This window comes from Peribacillus sp. NPDC058002, assembly GCF_042886655.1.
Lineage (GTDB): Bacteria > Bacillota > Bacilli > Bacillales > DSM-1321 > Peribacillus > Peribacillus aracenensis.
On record NZ_JBHVQU010000017.1, the window covers coordinates 35,384 to 47,670 of the forward strand.

Annotated in this window: 10 protein-coding genes, 1 rRNA gene and 1 other annotated feature; all 11 genes read right to left on the reverse strand. The window is 42.2% G+C overall.

Annotation, left to right across the window (positions count from 1 at the left end):
• Window positions 1–26: 26 nt before the first annotated feature.
• Window positions 27–275, reverse strand: a binding site (T-box leader).
• Between the two features lie 42 nt (window positions 276–317).
• The gene (gene gltX / locus ACFVSH_RS05860) at window positions 318–1,775 is read right to left on the reverse strand and encodes a glutamate--tRNA ligase (RefSeq protein WP_387604879.1); all 1,458 of its coding nucleotides are present in this window, start codon (window positions 1,773–1,775) and stop codon (window positions 318–320) included.
• Window positions 1,776–1,865: 90 nt separating this feature from the next.
• A complete protein-coding gene (gene ispF, locus ACFVSH_RS05865; RefSeq protein ID WP_134784433.1) occupies window positions 1,866–2,345 on the reverse strand; it encodes a 2-C-methyl-D-erythritol 2,4-cyclodiphosphate synthase in 480 nt (159 codons plus the stop codon).
• 14 nt (window positions 2,346–2,359) lie between these two features.
• Entirely contained in the window at window positions 2,360–3,046 is a 687-nt protein-coding gene (gene ispD, locus ACFVSH_RS05870) for a 2-C-methyl-D-erythritol 4-phosphate cytidylyltransferase (RefSeq protein WP_260288181.1), read from the reverse strand.
• Between the two features lie 21 nt (window positions 3,047–3,067).
• Window positions 3,068–4,165 (reverse strand): PIN/TRAM domain-containing protein, encoded by a 1,098-nt coding sequence (locus ACFVSH_RS05875; protein WP_192207430.1) that lies wholly within the window; start codon window positions 4,163–4,165, stop codon window positions 3,068–3,070.
• A 225-nt stretch (window positions 4,166–4,390) separates the two neighbouring features.
• Window positions 4,391–5,464: a DNA integrity scanning diadenylate cyclase DisA gene (disA, locus tag ACFVSH_RS05880; RefSeq protein ID WP_192207429.1), complete on the reverse strand. Its 1,074-nt coding sequence runs from the start codon at window positions 5,462–5,464 to the stop codon at window positions 4,391–4,393.
• A 2-nt stretch (window positions 5,465–5,466) separates the two neighbouring features.
• The gene (gene radA / locus ACFVSH_RS05885) at window positions 5,467–6,855 is read right to left on the reverse strand and encodes a DNA repair protein RadA (protein WP_076372905.1); all 1,389 of its coding nucleotides are present in this window, start codon (window positions 6,853–6,855) and stop codon (window positions 5,467–5,469) included.
• Window positions 6,856–7,052: 197 nt separating this feature from the next.
• The gene (clpC, locus tag ACFVSH_RS05890) at window positions 7,053–9,494 is read right to left on the reverse strand and encodes an ATP-dependent protease ATP-binding subunit ClpC (RefSeq protein ID WP_192207428.1); all 2,442 of its coding nucleotides are present in this window, start codon (window positions 9,492–9,494) and stop codon (window positions 7,053–7,055) included.
• A gap of 130 nt (window positions 9,495–9,624) precedes the next feature.
• Window positions 9,625–10,701: a protein-arginine kinase McsB gene (gene mcsB / locus ACFVSH_RS05895; RefSeq protein WP_387604882.1), complete on the reverse strand. Its 1,077-nt coding sequence runs from the start codon at window positions 10,699–10,701 to the stop codon at window positions 9,625–9,627.
• Window positions 10,698–11,249: a protein-arginine kinase activator protein McsA gene (gene mcsA / locus ACFVSH_RS05900; protein WP_387604884.1), complete on the reverse strand. Its 552-nt coding sequence runs from the start codon at window positions 11,247–11,249 to the stop codon at window positions 10,698–10,700. Before mcsA ends, mcsB begins: the two co-directional genes overlap by 4 nt.
• Before the next feature lie 21 nt (window positions 11,250–11,270).
• Window positions 11,271–11,732: a CtsR family transcriptional regulator gene (locus ACFVSH_RS05905; protein ID WP_387604886.1), complete on the reverse strand. Its 462-nt coding sequence runs from the start codon at window positions 11,730–11,732 to the stop codon at window positions 11,271–11,273.
• 328 nt (window positions 11,733–12,060) lie between these two features.
• Window positions 12,061–12,176: ribosomal RNA gene (gene rrf / locus ACFVSH_RS05910) — 5S ribosomal RNA — on the reverse strand.
• Between the last annotated feature and the right edge of the window lie 111 nt (window positions 12,177–12,287).

Consider the following 12,287-nt stretch of genomic DNA (forward strand, 5'->3'; position numbering starts at 1 on the left):
TATAAAAAAGCGCCTCTGTCCAAATAGACAGAGACGCTTTAAGCGCGGTTCCACTCTGTTTGGAATGTACGAAGCAGGTAAAGCTTTTTCCTGTTTTTTCATCCCCAACTTTAATCCCTGTAACGGAGGACATTCCGCCTGTGCCTACTATAGGTTAGTTCAGCAAAGGACTCAAGGGTGCATTTCAGGAAACGAGAGGCTTGAACCACTTTCAGCAGGTTATGGTTCTCTCTAAAAAGCTTCGTTTACTTACTTCTCCCCATCTACGCGTTCTTTTGTAAGATTATTAAATACTATATTACATTTTTGACAAATTGTTAATATAAAATACTCTGAATACGCTGTTTAATTTTTTCCTTGCCAAGTAATGAAATCGCCTTAGGCAAGTCAGGACCATGTGTTTGACCCGTGACGGCCGCCCTTATCGGCATGAATAATTTTTTCCCTTTATGGCCTGTGCTTTTTTGTACGGCTTTAATTGACTTCTTGATGTCATCCGCGTTAAATTCTTCAAGGCCATCGATCTCCTGAAGGAAGGCTTTCATGACTTCCGGCACCTGTTCTTCAGCCAGTACTTCCTTGGCATCTTCCTCGAACACGACCTCATCCTTGAAAAACAGTTCAGATAGCTCAACTATTTCCGCTCCATAGCTCATCTGCTCTTGAAAAAGGGAAACTAGCCCATGTACCCACTCTTCTTCTTCGGCGGTCAGTGTCTCTGAAACCTTCCCGGCTTTAATTAAGTGAGGCATTGACAATTCCACTGCACGATTTGCATCCAGTTGCTTCACATATTGGTTATTCATCCATGTAAGCTTTTGTTTATCAAAAAGCGCAGGTGACTTAGACAGCCGATCAGCATCGAAAAGATTAATAAATTCTTCCTTCGTGAAAATCTCTTCTTCCCCGACTGGAGACCATCCTAGTAATGTAATGAAATTGAATAAAGCTTCAGGTACATAACCAAGCTCTTCATATTGCTCAATGAATTGAATGATGGACTCATCACGTTTACTCAGTTTCTTCCTGCTTTCGTTTACAATCAGCGTCATATGTCCAAATACCGGCGGTTCCCAGCCAAAAGCTTCATAAATCATCAGTTGTTTTGGGGTATTGGAGATATGATCATCACCGCGAAGGACATGAGAAATCTTCATCAAGTGATCATCGACGGCCACTGCAAAGTTGTAGGTTGGAATGCCATCTTTTTTAACGATGACAAAATCACCAAAGCCATCCGCTTCAAACGAAACCTCGTCCTTAACCATATCATTGAAAGCAAGGACCTTCCCAGTTGGAACAGCAAAGCGAATGCTGGGTTTTCTTCCTTGGGCCACTAGTTCCGCTTGCTCATCTTCAGTTAAATGCTTGCACTTCCCTGAATATTTTGGCGTTTCATTCCGCTCGACCTGTCCTTCACGTTCTGCCTCAAGCTCTTCTTCCGTACAATAGCATTTATATGCCAAACCCTTATCTAAAAGCTCTTGATACAATTCCTGATAAAGGTCGTTCCTTTCGGATTGACGATATGGTCCGAATTCACCGCCAACATCAACACCTTCATCCCAATCCATACCAAGCCATTTCAAATATTTAAGCTGACTTTCCTCTCCACCCTCAATATTTCTCTTTTGGTCGGTATCTTCAATTCGGATGATGAATTTCCCGCCTTTATTTCGTGCGTATAAATAATTAAATAAAGCAGTCCGTGCATTACCAATATGTAAATGTCCAGTCGGACTCGGTGCATAGCGAACTCGAATATCGCTGCTCATGATATATATAGACCTCCCAGTCGTTCTATTCTATTGTATATATTATCATTTAAATACATTGGGATAAAGGCATCCACTCTAAAAACGAAATTAGTTTGATTTAACCAATAAAACCACAGCCTGTGCGGCGATTCCTTCGCTCCTGCCTGTAAAACCAAGTTTCTCGGTAGTGGTCGCCTTTACATTAATTCTGTCTATCGACGCATCTAAAAGTTCAGCAATCCTGCCGCGCATTTCCTCAATATACGGTGCCATTTTCGGGCTTTGTGCAATGATTGTACAGTCCGCATTGCCTAGGGAATATCCTTCTTTTTTTACAATCGCCCAAATATACTGCAGCAGTTTTGCCGAATCGGCATCTTTAAATTCAGGATCGGTATCCGGAAAATGCTTACCGATATCCCCTGCACCAATTGCCCCCAAGCAGGCATCAGCAACTGTATGCAGAAGAACATCCGCATCCGAATGACCTAGCAAACCTTTCTCATACGGAATCGTAATCCCGCCAATAATCAAAGGTCTCCCCTCCACAAGCTGATGAACGTCATATCCTTGTCCTATTCTAAACATATCATTCTCCCCAATCATCGTTTTCCATGTTGTTTATGTAAAATCGCTTCTGCAAAATAAAGGTCTTCCTGAGTCGTAATTTTAATATTATCATAATTGCCCTCAATAATAACTACCTGTTCATTGATCCGCTCTAGCAAACTTGCATCATCCGTCCCTAAAAATGCTTCAGCTTCAGCCTGTTCATAGGCACTTTTCAATATGGATACACGAAAAGCTTGTGGAGTTTGTACCGCCCACAAGCTTGATCGTTCCACTGTTTCCACTACCTTATCGTTTGACGCTTTTTTAATCGTATCTTTAACGGGCACCGCAATTACGGCACCTCCATGAAGGGAGGCGGCAGTAGTCAATTCACTGATTTGCCCAACATTGATAAAAGGACGGGCACCGTCGTGGACCAGGACGATTTCTTCTCCTGCATGTTGCAGTCCATTATAAACGCTTTGTTGGCGCTCCTTGCCACCCATGACCAGTTTCTTGACCTTTTTAAGCCCATATGCTGCAATCAATTGACTGAAATAATCCTTTTCTGCCGGGTTTATCGAAAGGATGATTCCCCGACAGTCAGGATCTTCTTCGAAGACACGCAGTGTATAAACAATAATCGGGATACCCGATAGTTCAATAAAAAGTTTATTCTTGCCCGCCTTCATTCTTTTGCCTTGTCCAGCTGCAGGTATCACTACTTCATAAAACATAACGGTTTCTCCTACTCTTCTTTATAATGCTTTTTCTAATAGTTTCGGTTTAGCGAATATCATACGGCCTGCCGAGGTTTGCAATACACTTGTGACAAGAACATCGATGCGTTTCCCGATATGGTCACGGCCACCTTCGACAACGATCATGGTGCCATCGTCTAAATAAGCGATGCCCTGGTTCTGCTCTTTCCCGTCCTTGATGACCTGAACATTCATCTCTTCCCCAGGAAGAACAACAGGTTTTACGGCATTGGCAAGGTCATTGATATTAAGGACCGCCACATTTTGAAATTCGCATACTTTGTTTAAATTGAAATCATTGGTAACGACCATTCCGCCCGATATTTTGGCAAGTTTCACTAGTTTACTGTCCACTTCCTGAATGTCTTCAAAATCCCCCTCGTACATCTCCACTTTAATCGGAAGGTCTTTTTGAATCCGATTCAAGATATCCAAACCACGTCTTCCACGATTCCTTTTCAAAGCATCCGATGAATCGGCAATGTGCTGCAGTTCGTTTAATACGAATTGAGGAATGACTATGGTACCCTCGAGAAAGCCTGTCTGACAAATATCCGCAATTCTGCCATCAATGATGACGCTTGTATCGAGAATCTTCAGCCGCTTGCTATACCCCTCTTCATCGTCTTCGCTCGCTTCACCATCAGTGTTCTTTTTCTTATTGCTTTTCGTGAATAAACTCAATAGCTCATCACGCTTTTTAAAGCCAACTTGAAAACCAAGATAACCAAATAAAAGCGTAAGGATGATGGGAACCACTGTATTAAAAAATGGAAACTTGATGGCACTGAAGGCGGAGCCAACCAAGAACGCCGCAAGCAGTCCCACTAAAAGACCGACGCTGCCAAAGATTATATCCGTAATTGGTATCTTTACAAGCTGTTCCTCCAGCCACTTCATAAAATAGATCACATGATCTACTGCCCAAAAAGTTATAAGATAAAAGATAATGGCACCCAACAGTACACTTACATAAGGATTGTTTATTAAAGCAATATCATCTGCATGTAAAACAATTAATAATTCTGGAATAAGTAACATACCAAGTGTTCCGCCGACTATTAAGAAGCATGCTTGTATAATGCGTTTTAACATCCCTTTCACCTCCTTCTACTCATTATTGACCAATAAAATAAAATGAAACCTTCGAAAATTCGTTTTCATTATATACGTTAAATTCACTCTAGGAATTAGTGGATTTACAAATATGATTTCTTCTCTTTTTCGTAATATTAGCCTAGCACCCTGAGTTTTGAGTGTCAAAAATAAACACCAACCAATTTCAAGCAAGTCAAGGGAATTTTAAAAGGCCAGCTGCCCCTACATCCTTCTATTTGTGACAAGCTGATTTTTTAAAATCCGGAGTCCTTCTTTGATTTTATTTGCCCGGACTTCGCCTATGCCCTCCACATCGTCAAGGTTTTCAACCGTAGCTTTATTGACTTCACTAAAGCTTCCGAACTGTTTCACTAAATTTTCGATGATCAAACCCGGCAAGCGTGGGATTTTATGAAGAATACGGTAACCACGGGGATGTACTGACTCATCAAGGTGTATGTATCCATTATAGCCCAGCACCTTTAGAAGAATGCTTTCATCCAGTTTTTCCTGCATGGCCAACTCTTGAAGCCTAAAAATGATTTCCTCGGGATCTTCATCATTACTGGAGGTATAATCCTTGATAAGCCATTTTCCTTCCGTTTCAATATCTGCCAGGATTTCATTCATTTGCAAACGGATCAATCTTCCTTCCGTACCAAGCTCATTAAGGTACGTTAATAGCTCTGCCTTGATCCTGAGCACCATTACATATCGGTGAAATACTTGCAAAAGGTCGGCATAGGTAACGATTTCCTCAAACTCGAGCGCTCCTAAAACCGATATGCTCTGCTGCAGGACCACCTTGTATTTTTCCAAGGTCTGGATGGCTAAATTAGCCTTGGCAAGTATGACTCCAATATCTTTAAGGGCGTATCGGAAATTTCCTTGATATAAAGTGATGACATTCCGACGTTGTGAGATTGCGATGACCAGTGACTTGGTCTCCCTTGCCACACGTTCTGCTGTCCTATGCCGCATTCCCGTTTCAGTGGAAGGTGTACTGTTATCCGGTACTAGCTGGGCATTTGCGAAAATGATCTTATCGGCTGTTTCATTTAAAATGATGGCTCCGTCCATCTTTGCCAACTCATATAATGTGCTGGGGGTACAGCTGCAGTTGATTTCGAAGCCGCCATCCACGATCACTCGCACCTTCTCATTATATCCGACCACTATCAAACCACCCGTGTTTGCCCTCAGGACATTTTCAATCCCCTCTCGAAGCGGGGTACCCGGAGCAACAATTTGCAGAATTTCCAGTTTTGTTTTCTCATACCCTTTTTTATCTGTCATACTTAACCCCCTAACGATTGTTTAAGAGCCTCCGAAACCGATGAAACACCAACGATCTTAATACCCTTCGGCGCTGTCCATCCCCCTATATTATTAGCCGGTATGATAACTCGCTCAAACCCTAATTTTGCTGCTTCCTGCACCCTTTGTTCAATTCTTGACACCCTTCTCACCTCACCAGTCAGCCCCACTTCACCAATAATGCAATCGGCAGGGTTTGTTGGTTTATCACGGAAGCTCGAAGCAATGCTTATTGCGACAGCGAGATCAATTGCAGGTTCATCCAGCTTGACACCACCAGCAACCTTTAAATACGCATCTTGGTTTTGGAGCAGCAAGCCCACTCTCTTTTCCAGAACGGCCATTAAAAGCGAAACTCGATTGTGGTCGATTCCCGTGGCCATTCGCCTCGGATTGCCAAAACTCGTAGGAGAAATCAATGCTTGAATTTCAACTAGCACTGGCCTTGTGCCCTCCATGGATGCGACGACTGTGGAACCTGAAGCTCCTTGCGACCGTTCTTCAAGGAAAATTTCCGATGGATTCGCGACCTCTTCCAACCCATGTTCTTTCATTTCAAAAATTCCCATCTCATTCGTCGAACCAAAGCGATTTTTAACCGCACGTATAATTCGATATGTATGGTGTCTTTCACCTTCAAAATATAATACAGTATCAACCATGTGCTCAAGTAGCCGTGGCCCCGCGATGGCCCCTTCCTTTGTAACGTGTCCGACGATAAAAATCGCGATTCCGTTCGTTTTAGCAATGCGCATGAGTGAGGCTGTGCACTCCCTCACTTGTGAAACGCTTCCCGGGGCGGATGTAACCTCCGAATGATATACCGTTTGAATGGAGTCAATAATGACCAAATCCGGTTTTACATCCGTAATTGCCTGTTGGATATAATCCATATCGGTTTCAGCATAAACGAATAGATTCTCCGACATGGTCCCAAGCCGATCCGCTCTCAATTTAGTCTGTTTGACTGATTCTTCACCTGAAATATAAAGCACTTTTTTCTGTTTATGCGCCAATTGGGATGATACCTGTAAAAGCAGGGTGGACTTACCGATACCCGGGTCTCCTCCGATCAATACAAGTGATCCCTGTACAATCCCGCCCCCAAGAGCACGATTCAATTCCATTAAATCCGTCTTAATCCGGGGTTCTTTTTCTGATTGAATAGTCGTTATCGGTGCTGCCTTCTCCCGTTCCCCGGAACCTCTAACCTCTGAATTGGTAAAGGCGCCTTTTCTAGCAGGTTTAACGATTTCGGTTTCCTCGACCATTTTGTTCCATTCACCGCATCCTGGGCATTTCCCCATCCATTTCGGTGACTCGTATCCACAAGACTGACACATAAATTTTGTTTTCTTCTTTACAGCCATAAATTACTCCTCTTTCTTTGGAAAAGATATCTATATTAAGGATATTATACCTCTAATTTATTTAAACCTTCTTAAGGCTAAGTTTTTTTAAAAAATATTCATTCTGCTTATCCCATTTATACTCAAATCTACCTATAGATAAAAAACAGAGGTACACTGCAATAGAATCTGCGTGTACCTCGAAGTTTAGGATCAGGTTATTCACTTACATTAACAGGCTCGCCTTGTCGGATTGCAAACTCATTATTCACGACATCCATTACGACCGTTTGCCCTTTTTTCACGTTGCCCTTAAGCAACTCTTCGGATAGATAATCTTCTACATGCTTCTGAAGTGCCCTGCGGATTGGACGTGCCCCATATTCCGGATCAAAACCTTCCGTAGCAATTTTATCTCTAGCCGCATCTGTCAGCTCCAAGTATATCTCCTGTTCTTTCAAACGGGTAGTAAGCTGATTTGACATTAATGTAACGATTTGTTTCAAATGATCCTTCTCTAATGAGTGGAACACGATAGTTTCATCAATACGATTCAGGAATTCCGGACGGAATGCACGTTTGAGTTCTTCCATCACTTTCCCTTTCATATTTTTATAGTCCTGACCAGTATCCTGGATGTTAAAGCCGACATACTTATCAGTTTTCAAGGCCGACGCCCCTACATTCGATGTCATAATCAGAATGGTGTTCCTGAAATCGACAGTACGCCCCTTGGAATCTGTCAGTCTTCCATCTTCCAATACTTGAAGAAGAATATTGAAAACATCCGGATGCGCCTTTTCTATTTCATCAAGCAGAACGACGGAGTATGGTTTCCTCCGCACTTTTTCCGTTAACTGACCGCCTTCTTCGTATCCAACATATCCTGGAGGGGATCCAACAAGACGTGAAGTCGAATGCTTCTCCATATATTCGGACATATCGATGCGGATCATGGCATCTTCATCACCAAAAATGGATTCAGCTAAAGCACGAGCCAGCTCTGTTTTACCGACCCCTGTAGGCCCCAAGAAGATGAATGAACCAATTGGACGTTTAGGATCTTTCAATCCTGCCCTTGCACGTCTTACTGCTTTAGAAACCGCAATGACAGCCTCTTCCTGCCCAATTACACGATCATGGAGGATTGACTCCATATTAAGCAGTTTGTCTGACTCTGTTTGCGCCAATTTAGTGACTGGAACTCCCGTCCAACTGGATACGACGTGTGCAATGTCATCCACAGTCACTTCACTGTTCTCCTGCCCTTGTTTTTCTTTCCAAGTTTTTTTCGTTTCTTCCAATTGTTCTCTTAAGCGTTGTTCTGTATCGCGAAGTGAAGCAGCTTTTTCAAATTCCTGACTCTGAACGGAAGCATCTTTTTCCTTACGAACATCATCCAGCTTCACTTCAAGTTCCTTTAAGTTAGGTGGCGTTGTGTATGAACGCAGCCTAACTTTGGAACCAGCTTCATCAATCAAGTCAATCGCTTTATCCGGTAAAAAGCGATCGGAAATATAACGGTCGGATAATTTGACTGCGGCATCAATCGCTTCGTCTGTAATCGATACGCGGTGATGTGCCTCATAACGGTCACGCAGCCCCTTGAGAATTTGGATGGATTCCTCAATAGTCGGCTCATCGACTTGGATTGGCTGGAAACGACGTTCAAGCGCAGCATCCTTTTCAATATACTTCCGGTACTCATCCAAAGTCGTGGCACCGATACATTGTAATTCACCTCGCGCCAATGATGGTTTAAGGATATTGGAGGCATCAATGGCACCTTCTGCACCACCTGCACCGATCAATGTATGCAATTCATCGATGAATAGGATGATATTACCCGCCTGACGTATTTCATCCATAACTTTCTTCAACCGGTCCTCAAATTCACCCCGGTATTTAGTACCGGCCACAACAGTACCCATATCAAGTGTCATTACGCGTTTATCACGTAAAATTTCAGGTACCTCATTATTGATAATCTGTTGGGCAAGCCCTTCAGCAATGGCTGTTTTACCAACACCAGGTTCACCGATTAATACTGGGTTATTTTTTGTACGACGGCTCAATACCTCGATGACTCGCTGTATTTCCTTACTTCTTCCGATAACGGGATCCAAACTTCCTTCCCTGGCAATCGCCGTTAAATCACGGGCAAGGCCATCCAGTGTCGGCGTGCTTGCATTTGAAGCTGCTGAACCTTGATGACCACCAGATTCATTACTTCCCAGAAGCTGCAATACTTGTTGCCGCGCTTTATTTAAACTTACTCCCAGATTATTCAATACGCGTGCAGCTACACCTTCCCCTTCTCGGATAAGACCTAGAAGTACATGCTCTGTCCCAACATATGAGTGACCTAATTTTCTTGCCTCATCCATGGAAAGCTCAATGACTTTCTTGGCTCTTGGGGTATAATGTATCGTTTGAGCCGTATCCTGTCCACGGCCAATTAAATTTTCCACTTCTTTCTGAATCTTATCCGGACCCAATCCAAGAGCATATAACGCTTTGGCAGCAATACCATCACCTTCTCGGACAAGGCCCAGTAAAATATGTTCCGTGCCAATATTATTATGACCTAAACGGATTGCCTCTTCTTGGGCTAATGCTAATACTTTCTGGGCTCTTTCAGTAAAACGACCAAACATCATAGGGAATTCCTCCTTAAGAATTTTCGTTTTGAATAAAGTTGCTGGCAATTCTCTAAGTTATGACAGAAGCTTCTTCTTGCTCCATATCTATTACGTGAAATTTGATACTCCCTAAAGAGGTCAATGACCTCTATGAGGAAGGAGATTCCGTGAAATTCAAGCGTTCCCGAATGAGTGCTGCTCTACGGATATCCCTTTCATGGGGTCTTAAAGGGCCACCTGCGTACTTTTGTAAAAATCCCGGCTGTGTCAAAATCATCAACTCATTTAGAATGCTTTTAGAAATATTCTTTATATACCCAAGATCTATCCCTAACCTAACATCGGAGATACAGGTAGCTGCTTCCTTGGTCTCGATGATGCGGGCATTGGACAAAATCCCATATGAACGGAAAATTCTATCTTCTAATTGTATGTGGGAAGTCCTCGCTAATGCATCCCTCGCTGACCGTTCCTGGGCTATGATTTGTTGCACTACACTTGTTAGATCTTCAACGATATCCCTTTCCGACTTTCCAAGAGTGATTTGATTGGAAATTTGAAAAATATTCCCCAAGGCTTGACTGCCCTCTCCATAAATCCCTCGAACCACCAACCCCAATTGGTTGATAGCCGGTATGATATTATTCATCTGCTGTGTAAGGACAAGGCCTGGCAGATGCATCATGACTGAAGCCCTTAATCCTGTTCCCACATTAGTTGGACAACTAGTTAGGTATCCTCTTTCCTCATCATATGCATAGTCTATGGATTCTTCAATCCAATCGTCAAGAACATTTGCAATCTTTAATGTTTCCTTTAGCTGCAACCCCGACATTAAACATTGAATACGGAGATGATCCTCTTCGTTTATCATGATACTTATTTCTTCATTTTCCGAAAGGAGACATGCACTTTTCGCTGAATCTTCAACTAAATGGGGACTTATTAAATGTTTTTCAACAAGAACGCGCTTTTCAAGTGGCTGCAATTGGTCGATTTCTAAAAGTTCCAGTTTTCCAATCTCCGGGGTTACTTCTTCTTCGATCCTTTTTTTGACCAATTCAATGATTTTTTTAGCTTCTTCGTTAGAAAAGGAGGTTGGGAAGGTAAAGTCTTTAAAATTCCTGGCCAGCCGAATCCGCGAACTCAATACAATATCGATTTCCGGCCCTTCGGCACTCATCCAGGAACTCAGAGCGTTTTCTACAAACTTTTCCAAGCTCATAATTCCTCGCCTCCCTCTTGCGCTTCATACCTTTTCTCAAGGGAACGAACCTTATCTCTTACCTCTGCCGCTTTCTCAAACTCCTCTTGATCAATGTGGACCTTTAAAACTTCTTTCAAATCCAAAATTTGCTTTCGAAGATATATAGTGCCACCAATCCTTTTTGGAATTTTCCCTATATGTGCTGTATTGCCGCTGTGAACCCTCTTTAAAATGGGATTTAACTGTTCATTGAACGTTTTATAACATTCGGCACAGCCAAACTTACCAATATGGACAAATTCTTTATAAGATCGATGACAATGCGGGCAACGCCTCTCTTCCGTTTTGGGAAATGCATTTGCCTTTGTCTGTTGAATATTCGACTCCATATTCAACAATCCTGCTAATAAATTATTTATTGAAAAACCAGGTCCACCTGCATCCATGAACATTTCACCTTTTTCCTGAGCACATTTCTCACAAATCATGACTTCAGTCTTTTTTTTATTGATGATTTTGGTGAAGTGCAGGGTAGCAGGCCTTTGATGACATTCTTGGCAAATCAACGTTCATCACCTCTGCCAGTTTCATTTATATTTTAAAGTCGTAAGCATCGCAGTTAAAATTCTTGCCCTAAGCTCATCGCGGTCAGGTAGGTCGATATAAATCACCGATCTATCAATGACGCTCATCATTATCTTTGCTTCTCTTTCATTAATGACGTCCTCATTCATCAGCCTTGAAATTACTCCTTCAGCCATCGATTGGGTTACCCTTGAACCAATAAGCGATAATAATTGGTTGATAAGTTGCACGGAATCCTGTGATTCGACTTTCATGATGCGTATATAACCGCCGCCTCCACGCTTACTCTCCACAACATAACCTCTCTCGATGGTAAACCTGGTATTGATTACGTAATTGATTTGAGAAGGAACACACTGAAATTTATCTGCTATTTCACTTCTTTTAATCACTAAGATATCTTTTTGACTTATTTCAAGTACTTGCTTCAAATAAGTTTCGATAACATCAGATATGTTTCTCACTCAGCCTCCTCCATTCTGACTTTGACTATATTTGACTATTATTATACAAGGAATAATGCATTTTGCAACTTAAACGCACTTTCTCTTTCTGTATTATCCATTTTCTCCAAATTATATGTAGTTACATACCCCATTGAACATTAAAATTGAAATATCTTACATAAATACCCTAAAAGATAAATGCAAAACCTGATATTTTCTTCTCTCTTAAGGTTTCACCACTTAAATTCAGCCCAATTCAAATAAGGCCAGCCCTATGCTGTCCCTGAAAAAAAAAACCTTTTTTTAATCACAAAAAAGACCAGCCGGATGGCTGATCTTTTAAATGGCTTGGCGGCGTCCTACTCTCACAGGGGGAAACCCCCAACTACCATCGGCGCTGAAGAGCTTAACTGCCGTGTTCGGAATGGGAACGGGTGTGACCTCTTCGCTATCGCCACCAAACATGTAAGGAACGTTGTTCCTTCAAAACTAGATAATAAGAAGGTATTTCATTTTTTAAAGCGTTGGTTAAGTCCTCGATCTATTAGTATCAGTCAGCTCCACATGTCGCCA

Excerpts from the sequence above, each read along its gene's own strand:
- gltX (WP_387604879.1), bottom strand. The coding sequence starts at position 1,775 with ATGAGCAGCGATATTCGAGTTCGCTATGCACCGAGTCCGACTGGACAT.
- ispF (WP_134784433.1), bottom strand. The coding sequence starts at position 2,345 with ATGTTTAGAATAGGACAAGGATATGACGTTCATCAGCTTGTGGAGGGG.
- ispD (WP_260288181.1), bottom strand. The coding sequence starts at position 3,046 with ATGTTTTATGAAGTAGTGATACCTGCAGCTGGACAAGGCAAAAGAATG.
- ACFVSH_RS05875 (WP_192207430.1), bottom strand. The coding sequence starts at position 4,165 with ATGTTAAAACGCATTATACAAGCATGCTTCTTAATAGTCGGCGGAACA.
- disA (WP_192207429.1), bottom strand. The coding sequence starts at position 5,464 with ATGACAGATAAAAAAGGGTATGAGAAAACAAAACTGGAAATTCTGCAA.
- radA (WP_076372905.1), bottom strand. The coding sequence starts at position 6,855 with ATGGCTGTAAAGAAGAAAACAAAATTTATGTGTCAGTCTTGTGGATAC.
- clpC (WP_192207428.1), bottom strand. The coding sequence starts at position 9,494 with ATGATGTTTGGTCGTTTTACTGAAAGAGCCCAGAAAGTATTAGCATTA.
- mcsB (WP_387604882.1), bottom strand. The coding sequence starts at position 10,701 with ATGAGCTTGGAAAAGTTTGTAGAAAACGCTCTGAGTTCCTGGATGAGT.